Genomic DNA, 23,666 nt, shown 5'->3' on the forward strand with positions numbered 1-23,666 from the left:
CAAGACCTATCAACCAAGTGAGCTCATCCCCTTGAACAGTGACGCCACCACAAACCTTCGTTCAAGCGCACTTAGGCGCATTGATTTGAACATCAAGCCTTACATAAAAAGTGATGACATAATTGCCGCTTGGCAAATCATTAGCACGATAATCCCGTTAATCATATGCTGCATTGCAATTGGCAATATCACCAGTCAGCTAACATTAGTTTCAGTCATTCTAACCCCAGCACTGTTTCTATTAATAATCCTATTTTTGAGTAGAAGCTTTTCGTTGATGCACGACTGCGGTCACCACAGCTTATTCAGGTCAAAAACTGCTAATCGGATTGCCGCCTTTGCCTTGAGCATTATCCATGCAATGCCTCATCACCCCTGGTCTAGGGGCCATGCATTTCACCACAAACACAATGGTAATTGGAACCGCTACAGAGGCCCGTCCGCTTTAACAACGCTTCGCGAGTACAAGGCAATGAACAAAGGCTCTCAATTCATTTACCAACTCTTGCGGCACCCCATATTACTTCTTCCGGGAGGTTTTTACTATCTCGTTATTAAACCAAGAGCTGCGCTACTCCTTGGACTCATTGAGTTTGTCGTCAAAGCAGTAGCCGATGGATTTCGCAAACTTTCAAACGGACATAACTTCAGCATACGTTCGTTTTTAAACAATCACAAATCAAGCTTCTTTTATACCAAAGAGGAAGTTTACGACACTATTGCCAATACCACGTGCGTTGCACTCGCCTGGTACTTTATTGGGAGCACGATTGGTCACTGGCATTTCTGGATTTTATACATCTCAGCCATGAGCGTCAGTGCAGCGATCATGATTGCTGTATTTTTTATTCAACACAACTTTCCAGGATCCTATACTAGCAGCGACGAAAATTGGGACTACTTTAAAGGCGCCATCGAAGGCTCATCTTTTCTCATTATGCCTCGTTTCCTAAACTGGTTTACAGCAGATATTGCTTACCATCATGTTCACCATTTATCCGAAAGAATCCCTAATTACCGCCTACGCATGTGCCATGAACACAACGAGAAAAAATTCGGCAGCGTTAGGCGACTGCATCTGCATGAATTCCGGAACTGTTTTTCATTGATCCTTTGGGACGATGAAACCCTTCAACTCACCTCAATCGAATGAAAATGGCTTTGATATCAAAGCAATATGCGAAAAAAAGCATTCATGTTGACTGCATTAACGGAAGAATTTATGCTCAATTAAAATATTGAGTTCTAAACACTCCGGACGCCGAGAGCGCTAGTGGGTGGCCCTGAGGACTGACGCATGTTGGTGGTGAGGCATACCCACCCGAAGTTCCGGTGCGCTTCGACACCCTTGTGCCCCCGATGCGCGACGCTGGTGAAAGGACTGCAATTTTTTTTTGGCTGAATCTGAGGCTCTGCAGAACCTCAGCTCCCAGCAATGGTGGGGGCTGATTCATCCAGTACTGATGATCCTGTTCGTCTACCCGGTGACAGGGGCAACCATCCGCCTGGGAATCCTGGCGCGGGAGAGGAGGTTGAAGATCAACCCAATTGCGGAAACCGTGCCCATCGAACATGCCCAGCACGGCGCCTGGGTGACCGGTGGAGTGCTGGTGGCGCTGCTGATCAGCCTCAGCCACAGCCTGGTGGGTGGAGCCAACGGCATGCTTCTGCTGTTGGGGGTTGTCACGCTGATCGGATACCTCTCCCTACTGCGCAGCCGACTGATCTGGCAGCGGCTGCTGGCGGGCTCCATCTGCTGGGGAGCGTTATTGACCCTTGGGCTGCAACCGACCGTGGAACGGCTCAGTGATCAGCCCTGGACGGTACTGTTCTGGCAATCCCATTTCTGGATGGGATGGATTCTCACCGGACTGCTGCTCAGCTCAACAGCAATTCAACCGCTGATCGCTCAATGCCCGCGGCTACGGCGCTGGCACGTGGCCACCAACGTGGTGGTGGCGTTGCTGCTTGCGATGCAGGCCATCTCGGGCAGCCGCAACCTGGTGATCAGCGGCCTGCAGACCATCCATGGGGCAAGCTGAACCTATGTAGGAGCACCCATGTCCAAAGCAAGAGATCTGATCAATGCCCATCTGTATCCGGTGCTGGCCACGTTTGCCGTGATCTATGGAGCGATTCAGATCGCACCCATTGCACAGCAGGCGCGTTACTTCAACCGTTGCGTCGAAGCAGCACCCCAAGGAGTCAACACAGCAAGGGCTGTGATGTTCTGCCACGGCCGGCCAGCGATGCTCAAAAAGACAAATAACGAATTAAAGCTCTGAACAAAATCAAGCTCATCAATTCAACAAAAACAGGAGGTTGAGCATTGTTCAAAGAACACTGTTAACGTCCTCGTGCTCGGCCGTGACATCCTCAAACTGATTGGCGAAGTCAAGGTATGCCAACAATCTCTCGCCAGAACGCACAAAGTCAGCAGAATTGTCAATTCAGTCATGAGTCACCCGACATGCCCAACTGGATCAAGCGCTCTTTGTCAGCTGGTGTCGCAGCGGGCACAGCACTCTTCACATTTGCTGTGAACGTCGCCTGGAATGTCTGCGCTGTAGTTGGGGCATCCATCCTCATCGGCGCAGTATTCGTCTGATGGGGGATTTACTGAAAGGACTGAAAACAGCATTGATGACATCGACTGTTGCTATTTTCCTGTTTGTTGCACCAGTTTTCGCCACTATCATCAAAGGGTTGATAACCGCGACAAGCATTGTTTTTGGCGTTTAGGCTCCATCGACAAAAAGATCTGCATGTCCTGGGGTGCCTCAACTTACGCACTCCCAATACTTAAAAAGAAACTCATATTTCTTCATCAAGCAAATAATTCAGTAGGGTGCTTTCTTTGAACTGACTTGTTGCCTGAGAAGACCACAATTCATGGGCAGTGGGTAGACATCTCCTCAAATAGTCGCATTATTTGTCTAATTAATCTACCCTTCGCTAACCACCCGAACAAAGGACCAGGCTTTGTTTATGATTTCTTTTCAACTAAAGAGGAAGAAGACCTGCTGAGTCACGAGACGTTTTTCAAAGGGATCAAATGAATAAAAAATTCATCATCTTTTGCGCCTTAGCCATCCCTTTGATCGTCCTTGTGTTGATCAAGGTGACCCAGAAATCCGAACCTTGTCCAACGATGGAACAAATCAAGGCCGCCAAACAATCAAATCCTGAACTATTTGATCGCTATCTTCATGGCTTTGAATACCAGCAATGCCGGTGAGGGATCAAGAAAGATTTTAGTTTTCACATTCTTTTAAACGGCTTTATGTTGAGATGACCACGCATTGTGCCTGACGCCTCGCTTGACTTAAGTCACTGGCATCCATCCATCCGATGACAACGTCGCCAAGAGCACGGTTGAGCAGCTTCTTGGCACACCGCTGGAAGGAAATGGGGGAACCCTCGCTGATGCGACAGCACAAATACTCATTACTGTTGAGAAGCATTCGTGCAGAAAAACGGTTGGTCGCCTTGGAATTACTTGATCTCATGCTTGAAGATACCTGCCAACAACTCGACAGCATCTGAATCGACGTATGACATTGACCATCAGTTTCCCCTGATCAAGTCACACTGATGACCAGCCTGACTCCGCTCCTTCTTGCCACAGCGGTCAACCTTGTCATGGCGCAAGCCGCTCAGGAGCCCAAGCAGTGGATCGGTCGCTGTGAGCCGGTCAATGCCGTAATGGTCATGAATCAAGCCCTGACAGAGGGGAAAACCGATGCCGAGGCCTTCGCTGCAGTGGTGGAAGCACGGTCCTTTGATGGCTCCAAAGCCTGCATCGACTTCATCCGTGAAGCCTCCATGAACATGAGGGAGGGATATCCACGAACATTTCAGTCGCTTTGGATGGACTGACGGCGACACGACAGAAGGCGACCTGACAGTGACACCAGATCTGGTGTGTCAACCAGCAGAACTCCCTGTCTGCCCAACAAAAAAGCCGCCACAACGGGCGGCCGGGTGATGGGGATATCCACAACCTAGCTCAGAAAGCCAGTGGTGCCAGCCTTTTCCAGAGCCAAGGTGACAAAGAACACATCCCGGCTGTCCACAACCTGTGGAACGTCAAGGCGACGCCATCAAGTCTTTACAGAAATCCCACTAGATCTAGTGCATTTTTAAGATCGCCCGGTCATCAGGCCCTATCTTTGGTGCGTTGGCTGGGTGATGGGGATCGCCTGTCCTGTAGCCCCCCTGATGTTGAGGGGGGCTTTTTACTGACAACAGCACCATCACAATCCCCTCAGCCCACCACCAGTCGCCAGGGACAGTCCTGGAAACTGGCTTGATCTGACTGGACAGAACAGGAGATCAATTCATGACGCTGATGCTCGTATCCGCTGGCTTTCTCGGCCTTCTCTGGCTGACGCAAACCCTGGTGAGACGAAACCTGGACAAACGCCAGGAGCCGCGATGACATGGCCATGACCATGCCGGGCCGTCTCGGTGACGCGCCTGCCTGATCAGCTCATACTCTTGGTCCGACAGCTCCTGCATGAGAAACACGGAGTTGAGGCGACGGTGATAACGGCAATAGCCGAGAGAGGCATGAACACCAATGAGCAGTCCCCCAAACAGCAGCAACAGCGACTGATCGGCGGAGGCCCCCACCACCGAGGCAAAGCCCCAGGTGAGCAAGAGCGCCAGGAGAGCACTGCGGATCAACCGTCGCAAGGGAAGGAAGACCATGGACACCCTTGCTGACTAGTTCTCAGTGAACTGGCCACTGCGCGCCAGGATCTCCTCAGCCGCACTGAAGTGAGGCTCCTCCAGCACCAGATCCTGGTTGTAGCGGTAGTTCTCGTGCAGAAACCTGGACTGTGCCACAGCTTCTTCCACGCCGTTGATGGCACCGACTGCCCGTGAGCGCACGCTCTTCTGCTGCTCCAGGTCGTCGGCATGCAGTGAGAGCTGCAGTTCATCCCGCAACACCGACAGATGAGCGGCGCTCTTCACCACGCCATAGATGCGTTGAACCCGATCCCGCTCGATCGATTCCACCCCCAGGGTGTGGGCCCGTTCCAGTTCGGAATCCAGACTCGGCCAGTAGCGAGAGGTGTAATAAGCACCGGAGTCCTGGTGATACCAGGCTTCACTGCGGGCGATGGAGGAAGACACGGTGTTGTGCAGCTTCCACAGGAACAAGCGCAGCGATTCACCATCGCTGACCCGGTCGAGCTTGTCCTGCAGGGAAACCTCAATGGTGCTTGTGGCCTCATCCGATCCCAGCAGCAGGTACTCGATGGGATACATCGACACCTCGCGGTTGCGCACCACGTAGCGATTGAGATGGAAACGGCAATACGGGCAGGGATACATCGTGGCCAGTGCAGCGAAGAAAGCCTTGAACGCCTCCACCGATTGCTGCTGCTGCCCATCCGGTTGGTCTGCGATCAGTTCCGCGCTGGTGTGCATGAAGCGCCAGGTCGCGGGGCCGATGTAATAGGGGAAGCTCACCCGCATCTGGCTGGCCTCCACGTCATGCCGGCCGACGTGCAGATCCAGGAAGGCGACGTACTGACACAGGAAACCGGATTCACGCCCGAATTCCTCACGCTCCCGGCGTTTCTGAACACCGTTGAGATAGTGACGCGTCAGCTCCCAGGCCCGCTTCAGCTCCTTCTTCACGCCAAGAGGACGGGAATTGAAGGCCTCTTCAGTGGCGTGGCCATAGAGATCGAACTCGCCTGCGGCATGGCGTTCGGCGAACCAGGCATTGAGATCGGCATCATCGGCGTCGTCCCAGGCCGAGATGTCGTCCTTGGTCACGACTGAGCTCGCCCGCAGCAACAGTGGCATGAACTCGTCGTACCAGTAAGCCGTCGGCATGATCGATCCGGCGAAGCGCTCATCGTCGGGGTCTACGATCACGCGCTGCCAGCTCTCGTGATACGGACGGCTTGATGCCGGTTTCTGATGATCCAGCTCAGCGGTGACCTCGCGATGGTCATCCAGCTGGCGCAGGCGATTCAGCTCATGGCTCTGCAGATCCTCATTGGTGACCTGATCCGGGCTGTGGCCATGCAGCGCCGCCGTGAGCAACACCTCCAGCACCACGGAAATGATCTGATGGTGATGGTCGAGCTCCGCCAGTTCCTGCTCCAGCCGACCCTCCGCCTCCAGCATCGCCTCGCTGGGAGACATTGACTCCCAGTTGGCCATGCGCTCGCGCAAGGCCTCTTCAGCACCATTCACCGAAGCCCGCAGGCTTTCGAAGGGCTCCTCAGCGCCAGGCTCAACAATGCCAAGGGAGAGGTAGAGATCCACAGCCGCATTCACGAACCGAACAAAGTCCGGAATCGTGTAGGGAAGGTCGTAGGCCCGGAGATGGGTCTCGGAATTGGCGGAATAGCTCTCGCGGAAACTGCGGTAGGCCGCACCCTGGATCAATCGGAACCAACCGATCTGCATCTGCAGCGGCGACGTGCCCTTGTGATCACCCTTGTGACCCCGATCTGAAAGGGAGGCACCGCGGGACACCGCGTGGGAATCAACGGCTCGATGCCCGCCGGTGTAAGCGCGTGGATGGGCTTCGAACCCTTCGGGCAGGTAATCCAGCAGTCGCTGGAGGTCAATGCGTTCTGAGCCATCCCGTGCCATCTCGATCGCGATGGCATCGGCCGTCTGCTCGGACACCTCAAACAGATGGATCAACCGTTTGAGATCCTCCAGCTCGATCCAGCCATCACCGTCCTGATCGAGCAGTCGGAACGCCTCGCGGGCCTTGAGATCGGCATCCCCCACCTGGAGAGCCAACAGGATGCGCCAATCGTTGAGGGTGATGGCTCCATCCTTAAGCCGGTAAGCGTCAATGGCGCCCTTCAGGTCGTCCACGGTCATGTCCGCTCCGCCAGCTTGCAGCCGGTCAGCCATGAGCTCCGCCGTCAACCCGCTGGGGGGCAAATAGTCGAACAACCTCTCAAAGGTGACCGATGCCATTGCAGCCATCAGGAAAGCAATCCAGTGACTTGAAGTTAATGAGATCAGCGGCCTCCGGCCGTACCCGGCAGCACGCTGCCGAGATCCAGCCCGTCCGCCAGTTGAACCCCTCGGCGATGCAGCGCCCGCAGAGCACGGCGTTGAAACTCCCGTTCCGTCGTCCATTGCTCGCCGGCCCGAGTCACCAGCAGCACCTGCATCTGCACACCGAGAGCCGTGGTGCGCTTGATGCCCCGAAGGATCGGATCCCCCAGCAACCGATTGCCCCAGACAGGGTCCACACAGAAGTCTTCGATCTCAAGGGACAACGTCCGGTAGACGATCTCCAGATCCGTTTGACGGTGGGAAATCACAAAGGTGACCAGGCTTCCGGAGCGCAGCTTCGTGTGGTTTCGCATCTGCAGGATCGAGGAATTGTCGAGGATGTTCATCCGTTGATCCAGGCAGCGGATCTGGGTGCTGAACAGGCCCATCTCGATCACTTCTCCTTCGATGCCCGCCACCTCGATCCAATCGCCAACGGCGTAACGGTCCTCCAGCAACATCACCAATCCAGCCGAAAAATCCCTCAGCAATCCCTGGAACACAAACGCCAGCGCTCCCAGCAAGGCACCACCGGCCAGCACCAACGACACCGACGCGGAACGCACACCGGGGACATCCAGCAGCACCCAGAGCAACACCACGCCGATCCCGACCACATTGATCAGCCGATGGGTTGTGCTCAGCAAACTGCGATAGCGCTGCTGACGCCGGGCCTGCAGCCGCCGGGGGACATCCACATCCCCCGACCACTGGCTGAGCAGGAAGGTGCTCAGACTGCGCAACAGGAACGTGGCCAGGGTCACCGCCAGAAACTTGATCACAGCAAGCGATGGCTGCAGCACCAGCTCAATCCCTAGAGGAACTTTCCCGGGGATGGCCACCACCAGGACTCCGATCATCAAGACCAGCAGGTACAGCATCAGCAGCAGCAGCAGCACAGCGATGGTCAGAGCCTGTTCGGCGTGTAACCGGGTCTCCCCCCTGCGGTCAGAACGGCCCTTGGCCCGAAGCTCGCCATGCAGGCGTGAGGTGCGTTGCCGCAGTCGGCGCCAGAGCAGCAGCATGGCCGCAAACAACAACAGCAGCATCAGTTCCGTCACCACGACCAGACGGAAGCGTCGGGCCAACTGCGGCGGTGCGTAGATCCTCCGGGCATGGTTCAGGCGCCCCTCCAGGCGTTCCCGCCAGGCCTGGGCCAGCGCGAGCTCCCGCGCCCCATTGATCTCGGCATCGGCACGGGTCACGGTGAGAAGTGGGAACGGTTGCTCACGTCCCGGCAACCGCGCCGCCAGCTGATAGGGACCACTGCCGTCCCGCAGCACCTCCAGGGTCAGTGGCGTGCCGGAACGATCCAGGCCGTAGCGCTGACCCGCCGTGCAGACGTGAGCGTCGGACTGAAGCAGGCGGTCCAGCATCCACTCGCTGAGCCGCTCGCCGAAACTGCAGAGCTGGTTCGGGTCGTAGAGGGCGCGCAGATTCCCTTCAATCACCCTGGCCCTGAGCGACGCCTCAATCCCGCTCGGCTCCCCCAGCTGTACCGGGCTGGCAACGGTGATGGCAGGCACCCCCAGAACCCGAACCTTGGCCAGCTCGTATTTCCCCTCGAACTGCGCCTGCCTGTCCTGTTGTTGCGCAGGGGAGCCCGCCGGACTTGGTGGAATGAAATCGAGGATCGAGGCCTGAGCCACCAGGGGCATCAACGCCAACAGCGCTGCCGTTAACCAAAGACCCAGGCGTCGTCTGAAGCGAAACACGCTCAACCCGAGGTTGTCTGGACCATTTTGCTGTCCCTGAGGACGGTTCGCAGCCACGGAAGGCTCAGACCGATCACGTTTGAATAACAGCCTTCTAATCCCGCAATCAGGGGAGCACCGCGGCCCTCCAAAGCGAAACCGCCGGCGCAGTGAAGTGGCTCCCCGGTGGCGACGTAGGCGTGGATCTCCTCCTCCGTGAGCGCAGCGAAGTGGACCCTGGTGCTGATGCAGATCAAACGGTTCTCACCGCCGCGAACCAGCAGGGCGTGACCGGTGAGCAGCGAACCGCTGCCTCCGGCCATGCGCCGCCAGCGCGCGACAGCCTCCTCCGCATCCTGAGGTTTGCCGAACACCTCCCCCTCGAACAGCAGCAGCGAATCGCACCCCAAGACCAGGGAGATGTCAGGGTCAATGTCCTCCCGAACGGCAGAGGCCTTGGCCAGGGCCAACTGCTGCACCAGCTGGGAGGGATCGTCGTTACGGATGGTGCTTTCATCCACGCCGCTGACGCGCACGCGATGGGGGATCTGCGCCAGTTCAAGCAGCCGGCGGCGGGCCGGCGATGCAGAAGCCAGAAGCAGCACGGAATCACTCCGGCAGGAACACTCCGTAGGCTGCCAGCACTGGGAGATTCCGCCATCGAGCATCCCACTGAGCTTCTTGATCAACGCAGCCGAGCACGGGCCCTGCGCTCCATGCGCTGCCTGCCCTTTTCGGCAGCGCTATACCGGGAGCTGCAGCGGCAGGGGCTGGATGCCGACACCATCTGGCAAGACAAGTCCCGCTTCGGTCGTGGCCCGACCTGGCCACGGGATGGGGAACACCTTGAAGACGATCTGCGCTGGCTGATCACCGTGGGCGTGCTGCGGCGGGAAGTGGACGGCCAGGGGCTCACCAGTCGCTTTCGACTCACACCCCTGGGACGGGATCTGCTGGAGGCCCGTCAGGCTGAGCTGCTGCAGCCACCGGGCTGGAACGATCGTCTACGGCAGGCGCTGCGGCGCCGCTGGCCGTTTTGAACGTGCAGCGTCCACTGATGGTGCTGGGGACCTCCAGTGGTGCCGGCAAATCCCTGATGACCGCCGCCCTCTGCCGGGTGCTGCGCCGCCACGGTGAACAACCCCTGCCGTTCAAAGGGCAGAACATGAGCAACAACGCCTGGGTGGATGCCGATGGCGGCGAGATGGCGTACTCCCAGGCGATGCAGGCCTGGGCTGCCGGTCTGGAGCCCTGCTGTGCGATGAATCCGGTGCTGCTCAAGCCGCGGGGCGACAGCACCAGTGAGGTGATCCATGGCGGCCGCAGCGTTGGCCTGGCCCGAGCAGAGCATTACTACCGCGACTGGTTCCGTCCCGGCTGGCAGGCGATCCGCAGCGGGTTGAGCGAGCTGCAGCAGCGGTGGCCCCAAGGCCGGCTGGTGCTGGAGGGGGCCGGCAGTCCGGTGGAGGTGAATCTGCAGCGACGGGACCTCACCAACCTGCGACTGGCTCAGTACCTCCGCGCCAACTGCCTGCTGGTGGCGGACATCGAACGCGGCGGCGTCTTCGCCCAGATCGTCGGCACGCTGGCACTGTTGCGCCCGGTGGAACGGCACTTGATCAAAGGCATCCTGATCAACCGTTTCCGCGGGCGACGGGAGCTGTTCGATGAAGGGCGCAGCTGGCTGGAACAACACACAGGCGTTCCGGTGCTTGGCGTCATGCCCTGGCTGAACGATCTGTTCCCACCGGAGGATTCCCTCGATCTGCTGGAGCGCAAACCGAGCCGAGGGCCCACCGATCTGGAGATCGCGGTGCTGAAGTTGCCGTCAATCAGCAACTTCTCCGATCTGGACCCATTGGAAGCAGAACCCAGCCTGCGGCTGCGCTGGGTACACCCTGGCGACAGCCTCGGAAGCCCTGATGCTGTGCTGCTGCCCGGAAGCAAACAGACCCTGCGGGACCTCGAGGCTCTGCGCAGCAGCGGACTGGACCGTCAACTGGTGGAATTCACCAGTCGTGGAGGCTCACTGCTGGCGATCTGCGGTGGCATGCAGCTGATCGGGCGCGCGTTGCACGACCCAGATCAACTGGAGGGAGGCGATGGGGTTGGGCCCTGGCCCGGGCTCGGGCTGTTGCCCCTCACCACGCGCTTCGGTGGAACAAAGGCCCTGCGGCAACGCGAGGTGCAAGCGCTCTGGCCGGAAACAACCCCGATCTCCGGCTTCGAACTGCACCACGGCAGCACCCAGGCCAGCGATGACCTGCTGCCGCTCTGCCATGAGCCGGGTCTCGGCTGGTGGAGCTCAACGCCATCTGGTGGGACCATCATCGGCACTTATCTGCATGGTCTTCTCGACAACGGCCCCTGGCGGCGTCATTGGCTGAATCAACTGCGCAAACGCAAGGGGCTGACGGACCTGGCCACCAACCTGCCGAACCATGGGGAGCACCGCCATCAACTGCTCGAACGCCTGGCCGATGCCTTCGAGCAACATGTGGACCTCTCACCCCTGTTGCAGTCGTGAGCAGCATCGCCGTGCGCTGGCCGGATGGCCACACCACACAGGAGACCGTTGGCAGCGACTGGTTGCAGGCTGCTGCCAAGGCGGGGGTTGCCATTCCCACCGGATGCCTGGGGGGCAGCTGCGGCGCCTGTGAGATCGAGTTGAACGGCAAGGTGGTACGGGCCTGCATCAGCACGGTGCCACCTTCAAAATCTGGACAGTTATCGGTGGACTTCGCCACCGATCCCCACTGGTGACTCAGCTTCGTCTCAGCGCGCTGGCCCTGCTCACAGGAGCCATCAGTGGAGCAGGGGTCGCCCTGTTTATGGGGCTGATCGGCCTGATGACCCAAGCGCTCTGGGGGGATCCGGTGGTGGAAGGGCTGGACCGGCAGATTCCGTGGGTCTGGTCGCTGTCGATCTGCAGTGGCATCGGCGTGGTGCTCAGCCAGCTGCATCGCGCCGGTGAGCACACCTTGCTGCCGGAGCTGCCGGAGACGATCGCCGATCTGCGGGATCCAGATCATGCACCACCTCGCAACAACGTCCAAGCCATCCTCGGTGCCGCACTGGCCCAGATCGGCGGCGGCAGCATCGGCCCAGAAGCCCTGATGACCCGCCTGGCCGCAGTGATCAGTCAACGGATCTGGCGGGGGCGAGACCACGACCTCAAGCTGGCCGCCACCGCCGGCAGTCTTGGCCTGTTCGGCTTTCCACTGCTGGGGGGGGCTGTCGTTCAGACCAGTCAGCGGCGTGATCTGATCGCACGCTGGACACCCGGCACCCTCGGGGGATTGGCAGGTTTCGCCGCCTTCCATGGCATCGACCAGGCCAGTGGCGGCAGCCTGCAGCGCATGGCCTACAGCTGGCCCAGCAACCTCGGGGATGATCTCGGCACCCTCAGCTCAGGGGCCATGGCCGGTGTGGTGGGTTGGGGCCTCGGCTGGCTGCTGCTGCGCTGGCGGAGCTGGCTTGAACCGCGGCAGCTCCTGGCCCACTGGCGCTGGTGGCCGGCGCTAACGGGGCTGTTGCTGGGCATCACCATGCACTGGCTGCCCCTGGTGCCCTTCGCTGGAGAGGAGCAACTGCGTCCGCTGCTGGAGGGTGCAGGCAGCACAAATGCCTTCCTTCTGATCATCTCGGCGATCGTCAAGCTGCTGCTGCTGGGCCTCTGCCTGGAAACCGGCTGGCGCGGCGGCATCTTCTTCCCACTGTTCCTGGTCGCCTGCGCTGCGGGTGTCGGCCTGCACGAGCTATCGCCAAACCTGGGCAGCCTGGGGAGTTGGTGCGGTGGCATCACCGGCGCGATCTATCTCACAGTGCTGCGCTCACCCTTGGTGGCCTTGATCCTGGGCCTTGGTCTGTTGCAGGGCCATGGCGCCACAGCCGTGTTGGTGGGTGTGGCCGTGGCCTGGCTGATCACGCATCGCTCTCCACCGGGTAATGCCCCTCCACCTGCCCGGCAAACACCCGACTCGCCCGGATGTCCGGAGCCTCAATGGTGATCAGATCATCCTTGGTGAGCGCTTCGGCCATGCGCGCAAAAAGGCGGTTGGCCTGCCGCAACCGGGCCCGATCGATGGCATTGCGGATGGAGCGGGCGTTGGCGAAAAAGGGCAGCTGGCGCCGCAGTGCGATGTACTCGGCAAAGGCCTGCTCGGCCTCCGCGCTGAAGCGGTACTGCTGCGCATCCAACAGCAACCCGGCGATCGCCATCAGGTCCGCATCGCTGTAATCCGGGAAATCCAGGTGATGGGGCACCCGGGAGGAGAGCCCCGGATTGGAGCTGTAGAAGCGATCCATCCGGTCCTTGTATCCCGCGAAGATCACCACCACATCGCCACGCCGGCTCTCCATTTCCTGCAGCAGGATCTCAATCGCCTCAGCGCCGTAGTCCCTTTCGTTGTCTGGCTTGTAGAGGTAGTAAGCCTCATCAATGAACAGCACACCCCCCTGAGCTCGCTTAAGCATCTCCTTGGTTTTGGGAGCGGTATGCCCGACGTACTGCCCCACCAGATCGTCGCGGCTGGCCGTCACCACATGGCCTTTGCGGAGGTATCCGAGGCGATGCAGGATCTGCGACATCCGCTGCGCCACCGTGGTCTTTCCCGTGCCGGGATTGCCCGTGAACGACATGTGAAGGCTTGGGGCTGTGCTGGGAAGTTCCAGCTGCTGTCGCGCCTGGTCCACCAGCAACAAGGCGGCAATCTCACGGATCCGCGTCTTCACCGCCACAAGGCCGATTAGCTCCTGATCCAGCTGCTCCAGCACCTGAGCCACGCCGGATTCGGCGTAATTCGCCGCCAGATCAACCGAGGAGGGCATCGATCTGGGCGGCAAAAGCGTGGTCGGCTTCGCTCAGCTGCGCCTCATCGCCATCGGCCTCGGGCCGGAGCGTGATGTTCACATAGGTGCTCCCGAAGCTAATGTCCGGAAAACGCTGGGTGGCCTCGCTGTGCTCGCCCAGTTTGTCGAGGAAATCCCTGGTGGAGCTGTAGCCATCGAACTCGAAGCGTCGCTCCAGACAGACCGGACGCTTGCGTTCCTGCCACTGATCCATCGTTGTCATTGGTCCTGTTGAAAACCTAGAGGAGCGCCACCCGCTGGCAGCCCATCAGCCGCGCCGACCACGTCTCGGCGTAGGCACGGTTGGCCGCCTGCTGATCTGGATCGTCGGTGTCCAAGGGATGGAGCATGGTGCCGGCGATGGCGCCATTGGTCACGCAGAACATCGACTTCTGGAAGCTGACGCAGATCTGAACGTGCACGTCGGTCTGCCCCCGGCCGTTGTCGTCGTACCAGCGGCTGAGTTCATCGGGCAGATGGCGGTACATGTCCTGCATGCACAGGCTCGGAGGAATGCCCGCCCCCATGCTGGGAATCGGATCGGCGTAAAGGGCGCCGTACTTGAAATCACTGATGTCCGGTGAGATCTGACGGGCCTGGGCGTTGTAGGACACCGTTCCCAGGAACGGCATGCCGCGGAAGAACACGGCTTCCACGTAAGGCACGGCCACATCCACCAGAAAGGTGAGACCGGCCTCGGGAGGCAACACCCAGATCTCCTCACCACCCACGGTCACCTTGTAAGTAATCGGGTTGCCGGCCGCAGCCACCAATCCGTCGCGGATGTGATGCACCACATCGCGAACGCAGGTGATCTCCTTGATCGCATAGCGACGGGCCATGTCGACGAACAGATCACTCATCACCCGCCAGAAGAGACCGAGGCAATAGATCGTGGTGAGCGATCGGATCGATTCAGGAGCAAATCCTGGATAAAGGCGATTGGTGAGCGCCAGCAACGGATCCCGCGAAGCCTTGCGTTGAATGATCCGCTGGCAGGTTTCAGCGAATTCAGGCGTGTCGAGGTAAGCATCCAAACCTCCGGTGCCGTGCCAGAACATCGCCTTCTGGCAGTACTCGGCGTACTCAAAGTTGATGCGGTCCCCCAGCAGGTGCTTCCACAGCCGCTTCAGATTGAAGCCCTCATGAAAGAAGCGGAACACCGGGAAGGGATTGAGCAATTGCGTCTCCCCCTGATCCACCAGGTTTTTGCTGTAGGCATCCAGGACGATGCCGTAACTCTCCAGCACATTCACCACCTGGAGCAGATGGTCCGGCGTGTCCTTGAGCAGCGGCGTGTCGCTCAGCAGCCGACGGATCAGTTCCTCCTGATCCGGCAGCAACGGAGGTGCCGCTGGGGTGGGCTTGAGGGTGGTGGTCATGAAAGTCCTCCGCTGATCTGACTCAGCCCCGTGGTGGCTGCTTCACTGAGGTTCGACAGCAGTTCCGGCGCCAGGCCAAGGGCGAGAACACCAAGGCTGAGAGCAATGGCAGGCACCTGTTCCCGCAAGGCAACACGGTCGAGAATACGGGGATTCACCACCTCGCCGGGGGCGATGGCGAGACGACCGAAGAACGCGCGGTTCACCAGCAACAGGAAATACACCGCCGTGAGACCAGAGCCCACCATCGACAGCAATGTGGCGATCGGGAAAGGCTGGAGGCTTCCGCGGAAGATCAGAAATTCGGAGATGAAGCCCGCCATGCCAGGAATACCGGCGCTGGCCATCACACCGATGATCATCAGAGAGCCGGTCAGCGGTAGTCCGCGCTGCGGGTTCAACAGACCGCGCAACACGTTGAGATCGCGGGTGCCGGTGCGGGCGTAGACCACTCCAACCAGCAGAAAGAGCACTCCGGAGATCAAGCCATGGCTGACCATCTGGAAGAGGGCACCCATCAAGCCCAGCGGTGTGGCGGCGGCCGCCGCTAGCAGCACGTAGCCCATGTGGCCAACTGAGCTGTAGGCCACCATCCGCTTCATGTCGGTTTGCGCAATGGCGGCCAGGGTGCCGTAAAGCACCGAGATCGCGGCCCAGGCCGCCAGCCAGGGGGAGGCCAGCTGCCAGGCCTCCGGGAACAGTCCGAGGCAGAACCGCAGCAGGCCGTAGGTCCCCAGCTTGAGCAACACCCCGGCCAGCAGCACCGACACCGGCGTCGAGGCCTCGGTGTGGGCATCCGGAAGCCAGGTGTGGAAGGGGAAAAGGGGAATCTTGATGCCGAAACCGATCAGCAGTGCACCCATCAGCACCAGCTGCGCCGTCATTCCGAGCTCACCGGCCAGGATCGGCTGCAGGCTGAAATCCATCGTGCCGCTGACGAACGCCAGCCCCAGGAAGGCCGCCAGGATCAGCACACCGGACACCGCCGTGACGATCAGAAACTTGGTGGCGGCATAGGCCCGATTGGCACCACCCCAGACAGCGATCAACAACCACAGCGGAATCAGTTCCAGCTCGTAGAACAGGAAAAACAGCAGCAGGTTCTGAGACAGGAAGGCACCGTTCACCGCACCGCTGATCACCAGCAGCAAGGCGAAGTAGATGCGGGGGCGATTCTCAATCGAACGCGAGGCGATGGCGGCCACCAGGCAGAGCACCCCGTTCATCAGCACCAGGGGCAGGGACAATCCATCCACCGCCAGGGCGTAATCCAGACCGATCGCATGGACCCAGCGGGCCTGCTCAATCAGCTGAAGTCCGGCGTCCGTGGGGTCGAAGGGCAACAGCAGGGCAAAGCTGGCCACGCATTGAACGGCCAGCAACACGATCGACACCTCGCGCAACCGATTGCTGGTGGGTGATCCCGGCCAGAGGATCAAGGCCAGTGCCCCCAGCAGGGGAATCAAGAGCAGCAGGGAAAGCAACATCTCAGGGCGATCAGGTAAGGAACCAGCTCACCGTGGTGAGAAAGAGAACAATGGCCACCAGCACTGTGAGCACATAGGACTGGCTCTGGCCGCTGACACTCAGCTTCAAGCCCTCGGCGCTCTGCAGCGACAATCGGGCCACACCATTGAGCAAGCCGTCAACGACGGTGCGGTCAAACCACGAGGCCAGGCGCGATACACGGGCCACCACATTGACGATGGTGACTCGGTAGAAATTCTCTGTGTAGAAGTCGTAGGCCAGCAGGTCCTGGAACCAGCGCAGCCAAGGGTTGAGCGAACGGGACCAGGCCTTGCTCAACGGCAGCAGGGCACCAGCGATCAGCCCGATCAGACCGCTGCCCACCACAAGACCTGCAGCCCAGAGCGGAAACGCCAGAAGACCGTCGAGGGATTCGAGGCGGACCAGCAGGAATGGCGTCAGCAGCACCACCACAGAGAGGGCCACCATCGGCAACGCCATCTGCCAGTTCACCTCAGCCGACCGGCGCGACTTGATCAGCGGATTGCCCAGGAACACATGACGGAACACCCGAACCAAACCGAGGGCCGTGAGAGCGTTGGTCAACAGAAAGATCCCCATGAAGGGGATCGAGCGAACGCTGAGCAACTCGATCGACTGAGCCAGGGCAAGAAATCCACCTAAAGGGAGGAACCCCACCAGACCGGCACCACCCACGATGAACGCCGTGGTGGTGGCGGGCATCCGGCTGCCCAGACCACCCAGCTCTGTGATGTCCTGGCAGTTGGTGGACGCGATAACGCCACCGATGCTCATCGACAGCAATGCCTTTGAGACGGCATGGGAGAACAGCAGCAGCAGGGCCAGAACCGGAATCTGCAGGGCGATGGCGATGAACACCAGACCCAGATGGGCCGTGGTCGTGTACGACTGGGTGCGCTTGATGTCCACCTGTGCGATGGCCACCAGCGATCCACCGATGGCGCTGATGCTGCCGATCACCAGCAACACACCTTCGGCAATGGGTGAGAGCTGAAGGATCGGCATCACCTTGAGCAGAACGATCGCCCCGCAGGTGACGACAACGGAGTTCCGCAGGATGGAGGCAGGGTTGGGACCCTCCATCGCCTCATCCAGCCAGAGATGCATCGGGAACTGGGCGCACTTACCCGTGGGTCCAGCGATCAGACCGAGCCCCAGCAACGTCGCGGCCAGGGGAGAGAGCGCATCCTGCGCCGCCCAGGCGTAGAGATCGTTGAACCCCATCGCGCCGGAATAACTGCAGAGGGCCACTACACCCATCAGCAGCAGCACGTCACCGACGCGCTTGGTGAGGAAGGCATCCCTGGCCGCCGTCACCACAAGGGGCTGGGCGTACCAGAAGCCCACCAACAAATAGGTGGAGAGGGTGAGCATCTCCAGGAGGAAATAGCTCTGGAACAGGGAATCACTCAGCACCACTCCGCTCATCGCTCCCTCAAAAAAGCCGAGCAGGGCAAAGAAGCGGGCCAGGGCCCACTCCTTGTCCATGTAGCCGAGGGAATAAACCTGAGAAAACAGACTGAGGCCCGTGATCAGTTCCAGGGCCACCAGGTTGGTGAGGGAAAGGCTGAAACTGATGTCCAGCTGCAGATCAGCAACGGTGAGCCAGGGGAAGGCCAGGTCCACCGGACCGGACTGATACACATGCTGGAGGATGAGGCTGCCGTGGCCGAAAGCCAGCAAGGTCAGAAGAATGTTGAGATAGGCCGCCGGGCGATGGGCATCCCTGCGGAAGAATCCTGATGCCCAGGGCAGCGACACCAGCATGCCGGCGAATCCATAAAGAGGAATCAACCAGGCGGTCTGGATGGGAAGCGAGAGCTCCTGGGTCAAAACGGCGAGCGGGATCGGGATCGGGCTGGTCGTTGATTGGCCGGCGAATCTAGGTAGGGCACCTGGTTCTGAGCGCTCTTTGTGAACGGCTGTAGTACTGGAGCTGTGATATCAGAGCCGACGTGTCGCACCGCTGACGATCAGGGCAGGTTCCACCTCCTGATGGGGACGGGCAATGATGTGAGCGGCAACAAGACCGTCACCAACGCGCTCACAGGCATCGGCGCCAGCACGCACCGCTGCGTTGACCGCACCGGTTTCACCCCGAACCATCACGGTGACGTAACCACCACCGACATATTCGCGGCAGATCAGGCTGACCTCAGCAGCCTTGGTCATGGCATCAGCCGCTTCGATCGCGGGCACCATGCCGCGGGTCTCGATCATGCCAAGGGCGATGCCCTGAACCGGGCTGGAGGCTGAGCCTGGGTTGACCACAGGCTTGGCGACGCTGCCGCCACCACCAGATCTGGTCGCTGCACTCCTGCCGGTGGTGCTGGCGCTGCGACGGGTTGTGGTGGGTGCAGGGGTCGGGGCCGGAGTCGCGGCGGAAGCAGAAGGGGTGGCCACGGGCTTCACATCAACGGTCTTGTTCGCAGCGGCACTGCTGCGGGTGGTGCGACGACGGGGTGTGGGGGTCGGGGTGGCCATGGGAAAAGAGAAGTGGAAGCGGAACGGAAACGGCGGAGGGAGGGAAGGCTCCCTATCCGTCCGGATTCCAGTGATCGATGATCCCGCCGATGGTCAGATCGGTGAGGACCTTGTTGTCCGGGCAGGCATGCCGTGCGGCGGAGCCGCTGGCGGTGAACACCCAGTTGCCCTCACGGGCACCCACGGGGTCCACGGCCACCAGCTTCTTGCCCTTGGCGTTGCGGAGGATGCGCAGGTGCATGTGATCCAGCCCCGCGACGCGGAAGCTGCACACCAGGGTGCCCATCACCTGCATGATCTCCATCAGGCGCTCGCTCCTCCGGTGGGATTTGCCGTTGGAGCAGGGGTTGGAGCCGGCGCTGGAGCCGGTGTTTTCGGTGGGTCCGGTTCCCAGTGGTCGATGATCCCCACGATGGTGAGGTCGCTGGGGTACGACTTGCTTCCGGCCGCTTCGCGGGCGGCGGAACTGCTGACGCAGATCACCCAGTCGCCGGGCTTGGCACCCACGGCATCGACAGCCACCTTCTTGGCGCTGCCGTCCTGCACCACCTGAAGATGCTTGTGCTCGAAATCCGGAATGCGGTTGGTGGAGACGAGCGGCTTGATGACCTTGACGATGAGCATGATCAGTGAGCCTCCTGAAGCTGAGGGGCGAGGGTGGAACCGACCACCTCGGCCGGGACCGTCTGGTTGCGATCCCGAACGGTGAGGCAAGTGTGGAGCAGGCCCTGATTCACCAGTTCGCCGTAGCGCTCGGCGATGGCCTGATTCACCCGATGACAATCGGCGATCGCCCGCTCGCGGGCGCCGGGAACACTGCCCGTGTAATCGAAGCGGATCACCACCGGGATCGGCAGATCCTTGGACACGTTTAAACCTCTGAAGATCTTGACCCCCACATCCAGATCCGGAGCACCCACTTCCACGGTGTCCAGATGTGAGAAGTAGGTGAGGTTGCGGAGGTGAACCTCCTTGAAGCCGATCCCAACACCGATGAAACGCTCGGCATGGCCGGCATCAGGGTATGGAGCCCCGTGCAGCTCCTGCACGTAGTCGATCTGAGAGACATTATTGGCGATCAACCGGGTGAGGAAGGTGACCATGCCGGGATCCATCGCACCGGGGGCTGCGGATTCGACTGCTTCCGCGATCTGCGCCATGGCCTGATCCGCCGTCATTGACTCGGTGGCGGCATGGAGCTCCCGTGCGCAGAGCCACTGATCGAGCTCCATCTCACTGTCGCGAGATGGAGGATGCACACGAATCGCGTCGGTATCGGTGTCGAGGCCGATCAGCAGAAGATCGACGGATGCGCCACAGCAGAAGCTGTTCTCCACCGCTTCACGGAAATCGAGCAGCCGCTGATGACCAGCTGAAGCAGCAAGTTCATCGTTGCTGCCGTGGGCCGCACAACCTTGATGCTGAGGATCAAGGGAACTGAAGTGGTAAGTCACCACCTTCAGATAGCGGGTCGGCTCCGTGGAGGGATTCGGCATCCCCTCCCGGTGGCGACGGTGCTCGGTCTTCACCCATCGGTTGACGGTGTTCTCCACATCGAACATGGCGCCGGCATGGGAACGACGCCGGACCGCACTGAAGGGAATGCGCAAGGCATAGGCCACCGTGTGGGCCAGGCGACCATCAGCGCAGGGAGTGATATCCAGAAGATGAATGCCACAGTCGAGCAAAAAATGCTCGAACTCGCGGGCGGGTGCACTGCCGACTGCACCATTCAGCGGATCGTCCTGGAAAAAACGATCACTGAACAGCCGATGGCTTTCGAACACGCACCAGGCGAACAGCGCCCGCATGTCGAGGGGGCGCACCCAGGCCTTCTCAAGAATGTGCTGAGGAAGGTCGAAACCCAGTTCAGTCCGGGTGAGACGCTGCGCCTGGTCAAGAAAATCGGGCTCGTGCTGGAGCGCTGAAACCCGCTGCAGCAGAGGGACGATGCGATCAAACCGACCCTTCACCTCCTGCTCATAGTCGCGGAGGCGGGCATTGGCAGCAGCATCAGTGAGGGGATGCTGCCGGTGGGTGAGAGGCAGGGAACTACGGCTGAGATTGAACGGAACCGAGGTGGTTGCACCCTTGTCACGACGCACCCAACCCGGTTGGCGCTGATCGCCTGCTGACCGGACCCGACCACCTCCGATGGCCCCTTGAACCAGCTTGGCTGGCTCGCTGGGCTGAGCCGGAGACTCAGCCGCAGAAGCCAAGCTCTGCAGCTGGCGTCGGGTCGGTGCCGTGGGGGCCTGAGGTCGCCCGCCGCGAAGAGGCATGGAGCGGACCATCAGCGGATCAGCCCCGTGCGCCGCCGGAGACGGTGATCAGGGAACCCTTCTCGGTGTTGCCGCTGGAACCGGTCACGCGGCTGACGGGCCACTCGTTCTCTTCATTGCGCTTGCGCTCATGAGGAGCCATGGCACTCATCGGACCGGGACGGGTGGGGTTGCGACGACGTGCGGAAGCCCCTTCAGTACCGGTGACGTGCTCGCCACGATCCCAGTCATCACCGGTGATCTTGGTGGAGGAGCCCTCACCGGTCACACGGGAGGCAGGCTTTTCGGCCGGTTCGCTCACCACGGCCACGGTGGGCTGGAACTGACGGCGCTGAAACTCGCGGTTGTCGAAACGGAACTGCTCTGTGCCGGTAACTTTGCCACCGGCCATGTCAAAAGGGCCGGTGATGCGGTTGCCCTCCTCATAGGAGGTCCCCGTCACAGCACCCTGACCATCCCGCTGCTGCTGGGCGGCACGGGCGGGAGACATCACGCTGAACCGGGTCCAGGCAGCTCCTTCCGGAGATTGACCATTGGCATCGGTGCCAGCAGGTGCATCAGCACCGCAGGCTGTTGCCAGCTGGTCGGCACCAACGTAGGGCGTACCCGTGACGGCTTCACAGGAACCCTTTTGATCACCCGTCATCACACCACCGACGCCGGGCTGAATGCCAGTCATCGCAGCGGAAGGGGTGCCGCGACGAACGGGGGTACGCTCACGGATGGCCTGGACAGCAGGGGTGCCGCAGTGCTGACCCGCTTGCTCAAGACCGGCGTAGGGAGTACCGGTCACCGCCTGACAGCTGCCGGGCTCATCGCCAGTGACCCGTTCCGAGCGACCGGTGCGGGTGCCACTCACCACCTGGTTGCGGTTGGTGATGCTGAAGCCGACCTTGGCGGCTTCGGGCTCAGGCTTGCTGCCGCAGAAGGCATTGACCTGCTCGGCACTGATGTATTGATTACCGGTGACGCGATGGCAGGAACCGAACTCATCGCCGGTGACCTGGGAGGAGCGGCCCACCATGGTGCCGGTGACACCGGTACCGGACAGGGTTCCGGACAGACCCACCTTGGCGGCGGGACGACCATCAGGCAGGGGATCGGAACCGAGGTACTGATCGCCGGTGAGGCTGCGGTTGGCGCCGGCTTCGTCGCCGGTGACGCTGGACGAGCGGCCCACCATCACACCACTGACGGGACGTCCCTGTTCAGTGAGGCTGAGGCCCACCTTGCGGGGGGAGACATTGCCACCACCGCAATAGGCAGCGGACTGATTGGCCGAGATGTATTCGGTGCCCGTCACGCTCTTGCAGGTGCCCGGTTCATCGCCGGTGACCTTTTCTGAGCGACCAACCTCATTGCCGGTGACCCGGTTGCCGTGGCTGGTGGCCGTGACGCGAACCTTGGCGGGGGTGGTGGGCTCAGGAGCCTGCTGGCAGAAGGTCTGGAACACTTCGGCGCCCAGATATTCGGTGCCGGTGATCGAGCGGCAGATGCTGGCTTCATTGCCGGTGGTCTTCACCGAACGGTTGGCCTGAGTGCCCGTCACGGTCTGGCCGGAGGTGGTGGTGCTTTCACCAACTTTCCAATGGGCATCGGCAGCAGCGGCCTGCTTGGCACCGTGGCGATTTGGGCCCGTGGGACGGGTCACACCGGCGCTCTGCTTGTTGCGGGCACCGGCTTTCGCCCGGAGCTCACGCACCTGCTGGGCCAGCTCACGGCTGGTGAGATCAGGGTTGGCCTGACGGGCCACCGCAGCTGCACTGGTGGGGTGCTTGCCGGCGGTCTTGCCGTGCTTCGCCATGGCCTCGCGACGGGCCAGCACCAGCGCGCGGCTGGGGTTCTCAATGGCGCGGCGCTTGGGAGTCGCCGAACGACGCTCGGAACGGGGCCTCAAGGATGCGGTGGCAGCACTCAGCTGAACCTTCTCGGCAGCACGGCTGCCGCCACAACCACAGGATTTTTTCTCTTCAACGGGGGCTGCAGCGGGAGCAGCCGCCTGGGCCTGGCGGGCAACATCGGAGCGGCTGCGGTCGCGGCTGGTATCGGCGGTCTTGCCGCGGCGGGACAGGGCCTCACGGCGGGCCAGCACAAGGTCCCGGCTGGGATGACGCTGGGGCTTGACCTGGGAACTGCGGGAGGGAGAAGCCGGGGTGAACGACACCGCAGGCTTCACGGGAGCAGCAGCAACTGGAGCAATGGGCTCAACAGCGGCAGCTGCATCGGTGCGGGTGGGACGTGCGTCGGCGGCAGTGCGCACACGGTTGGCACCATCTCCCTCAGCCACGGAGGACTTCTTACCGGAGGTGGTCAGCGCCTTGCGGCGCTCGAGTGCGAGTTCGCGACTGGAAAGTCTTGCCATGTCCGCCCGAGGGTGTCGTCGTGAGGTGGAAGGGCACCTGCCCCTCCGGAAAAAG

23 protein-coding genes are annotated in these 23,666 nt (G+C 60.8%); 9 read left to right on the forward strand and 14 right to left on the reverse strand.

Annotated features, from left to right (window positions below):
• Window positions 1–31 precede the first annotated feature (31 nt).
• The 5 genes from SynA1528_RS08585 to SynA1528_RS08605 all read left to right on the forward strand — a co-directional run bounded on the left by SynA1528_RS08585 (window position 32) and on the right by SynA1528_RS08605 (window position 3,879).
• On the forward strand, window positions 32–1,153 hold the full coding sequence (locus tag SynA1528_RS08585) for a fatty acid desaturase (protein WP_286187792.1): 1,122 nt from the start codon (window positions 32–34) through the stop codon (window positions 1,151–1,153).
• A gap of 241 nt (window positions 1,154–1,394) precedes the next feature.
• The gene (locus tag SynA1528_RS08590) at window positions 1,395–2,042 is read left to right on the forward strand and encodes a DUF4079 domain-containing protein (RefSeq protein WP_286187793.1); all 648 of its coding nucleotides are present in this window, start codon (window positions 1,395–1,397) and stop codon (window positions 2,040–2,042) included.
• 18 nt (window positions 2,043–2,060) lie between these two features.
• Window positions 2,061–2,285 (forward strand): hypothetical protein, encoded by a 225-nt coding sequence (locus tag SynA1528_RS08595; RefSeq protein WP_186588540.1) that lies wholly within the window; start codon window positions 2,061–2,063, stop codon window positions 2,283–2,285.
• A 1,102-nt stretch (window positions 2,286–3,387) separates the two neighbouring features.
• Complete coding sequence (locus SynA1528_RS08600) at window positions 3,388–3,546, forward strand: hypothetical protein (protein WP_186586402.1); 159 nt, start codon at window positions 3,388–3,390, stop codon at window positions 3,544–3,546.
• A 48-nt stretch (window positions 3,547–3,594) separates the two neighbouring features.
• Entirely contained in the window at window positions 3,595–3,879 is a 285-nt protein-coding gene (locus SynA1528_RS08605) for a hypothetical protein (RefSeq protein WP_186586403.1), read from the forward strand.
• A gap of 456 nt (window positions 3,880–4,335) precedes the next feature.
• On the opposite strand, the gene SynA1528_RS08610 is transcribed toward SynA1528_RS08605, so the two are convergent.
• The 4 genes from SynA1528_RS08610 to SynA1528_RS08625 are packed head-to-tail and all read right to left on the reverse strand — an operon-like array spanning window position 4,336 to window position 9,346.
• A complete protein-coding gene (locus SynA1528_RS08610) occupies window positions 4,336–4,713 on the reverse strand; it encodes a hypothetical protein (protein WP_186586404.1) in 378 nt (125 codons plus the stop codon).
• A gap of 15 nt (window positions 4,714–4,728) precedes the next feature.
• Entirely contained in the window at window positions 4,729–6,972 is a 2,244-nt protein-coding gene (locus SynA1528_RS08615) for an ERV1/ALR-related protein (protein ID WP_186586405.1), read from the reverse strand.
• A 35-nt stretch (window positions 6,973–7,007) separates the two neighbouring features.
• Window positions 7,008–8,819, reverse strand: a complete 1,812-nt coding sequence (locus SynA1528_RS08620) for a mechanosensitive ion channel family protein (protein WP_286187794.1) — start codon at window positions 8,817–8,819, stop codon at window positions 7,008–7,010.
• Window positions 8,765–9,346: a nucleoside triphosphate pyrophosphatase gene (locus tag SynA1528_RS08625; RefSeq protein WP_186586406.1), complete on the reverse strand. Its 582-nt coding sequence runs from the start codon at window positions 9,344–9,346 to the stop codon at window positions 8,765–8,767. Before SynA1528_RS08625 ends, SynA1528_RS08620 begins: the two co-directional genes overlap by 55 nt.
• A gap of 111 nt (window positions 9,347–9,457) precedes the next feature.
• Here SynA1528_RS08625 and SynA1528_RS08630 point away from each other — a divergent pair, with 111 nt between their 5' ends.
• Genes SynA1528_RS08630 through SynA1528_RS08645 form a run of 4 tightly spaced genes read left to right on the forward strand, consistent with a single transcriptional unit; the run spans window position 9,458 to window position 12,751 of the window.
• Entirely contained in the window at window positions 9,458–9,781 is a 324-nt protein-coding gene (locus SynA1528_RS08630) for an Npun_F0494 family protein (RefSeq protein WP_286187795.1), read from the forward strand.
• 17 nt (window positions 9,782–9,798) lie between these two features.
• Window positions 9,799–11,268, forward strand: coding sequence for a cobyric acid synthase (locus SynA1528_RS08635; protein ID WP_186588369.1), 1,470 nt, complete (start codon window positions 9,799–9,801; stop codon window positions 11,266–11,268).
• Entirely contained in the window at window positions 11,265–11,504 is a 240-nt protein-coding gene (locus SynA1528_RS08640; protein ID WP_186586407.1) for a 2Fe-2S iron-sulfur cluster-binding protein, read from the forward strand. The genes SynA1528_RS08635 and SynA1528_RS08640 overlap by 4 nt, the downstream gene beginning before the upstream one ends.
• Window positions 11,501–12,751, forward strand: a complete 1,251-nt coding sequence (locus tag SynA1528_RS08645) for a chloride channel protein (protein WP_186586408.1) — start codon at window positions 11,501–11,503, stop codon at window positions 12,749–12,751. The genes SynA1528_RS08640 and SynA1528_RS08645 overlap by 4 nt, the downstream gene beginning before the upstream one ends.
• On the opposite strand, the gene cbbX is transcribed toward SynA1528_RS08645, so the two are convergent.
• From cbbX to csoS2, 10 genes are all read right to left on the reverse strand, one after another.
• Window positions 12,666–13,571 (reverse strand): CbbX protein, encoded by a 906-nt coding sequence (gene cbbX / locus SynA1528_RS08650; protein WP_186586409.1) that lies wholly within the window; start codon window positions 13,569–13,571, stop codon window positions 12,666–12,668. The two genes, SynA1528_RS08645 and cbbX, sit on opposite strands and share 86 nt — an antisense overlap.
• Entirely contained in the window at window positions 13,555–13,806 is a 252-nt protein-coding gene (locus SynA1528_RS08655; protein WP_186588371.1) for a 4a-hydroxytetrahydrobiopterin dehydratase, read from the reverse strand. The genes cbbX and SynA1528_RS08655 overlap by 17 nt, the downstream gene beginning before the upstream one ends.
• A gap of 25 nt (window positions 13,807–13,831) precedes the next feature.
• Window positions 13,832–14,974 (reverse strand): CO2 hydration protein, encoded by a 1,143-nt coding sequence (locus SynA1528_RS08660; protein ID WP_186586410.1) that lies wholly within the window; start codon window positions 14,972–14,974, stop codon window positions 13,832–13,834.
• Window positions 14,971–16,461, reverse strand: a complete 1,491-nt coding sequence (locus SynA1528_RS08665) for an NADH-quinone oxidoreductase subunit M (RefSeq protein WP_186586411.1) — start codon at window positions 16,459–16,461, stop codon at window positions 14,971–14,973. Before SynA1528_RS08665 ends, SynA1528_RS08660 begins: the two co-directional genes overlap by 4 nt.
• 10 nt (window positions 16,462–16,471) lie before the next feature.
• The gene (locus SynA1528_RS08670) at window positions 16,472–18,316 is read right to left on the reverse strand and encodes an NAD(P)H-quinone oxidoreductase subunit F (protein WP_186586412.1); all 1,845 of its coding nucleotides are present in this window, start codon (window positions 18,314–18,316) and stop codon (window positions 16,472–16,474) included.
• A gap of 111 nt (window positions 18,317–18,427) precedes the next feature.
• Window positions 18,428–18,967, reverse strand: a complete 540-nt coding sequence (gene csoS1, locus SynA1528_RS13290; RefSeq protein WP_286187796.1) for an alpha-carboxysome major shell protein CsoS1 — start codon at window positions 18,965–18,967, stop codon at window positions 18,428–18,430.
• A gap of 52 nt (window positions 18,968–19,019) precedes the next feature.
• Window positions 19,020–19,271 carry a carboxysome peptide B gene (locus SynA1528_RS08680; protein WP_011128575.1) on the reverse strand — a complete coding sequence of 84 codons (252 nt, stop codon included), beginning with the start codon at window positions 19,269–19,271 and terminating at the stop codon, window positions 19,020–19,022.
• Window positions 19,271–19,591, reverse strand: coding sequence for an alpha-carboxysome shell vertex protein CsoS4 (gene csoS4 / locus SynA1528_RS08685; RefSeq protein ID WP_186586413.1), 321 nt, complete (start codon window positions 19,589–19,591; stop codon window positions 19,271–19,273). The genes SynA1528_RS08680 and csoS4 overlap by 1 nt, the downstream gene beginning before the upstream one ends.
• A 2-nt stretch (window positions 19,592–19,593) precedes the next feature.
• Window positions 19,594–21,261, reverse strand: coding sequence for a carboxysome shell carbonic anhydrase (locus tag SynA1528_RS08690; RefSeq protein ID WP_186586414.1), 1,668 nt, complete (start codon window positions 21,259–21,261; stop codon window positions 19,594–19,596).
• Between the two features lie 7 nt (window positions 21,262–21,268).
• Window positions 21,269–23,611, reverse strand: coding sequence for an alpha-carboxysome scaffolding protein CsoS2 (csoS2, locus tag SynA1528_RS08695; RefSeq protein WP_186586415.1), 2,343 nt, complete (start codon window positions 23,609–23,611; stop codon window positions 21,269–21,271).
• Between the last annotated feature and the right edge of the window lie 55 nt (window positions 23,612–23,666).

This window comes from Synechococcus sp. A15-28 (assembly GCF_014280175.1).
Lineage (GTDB): Bacteria > Cyanobacteriota > Cyanobacteriia > PCC-6307 > Cyanobiaceae > Parasynechococcus.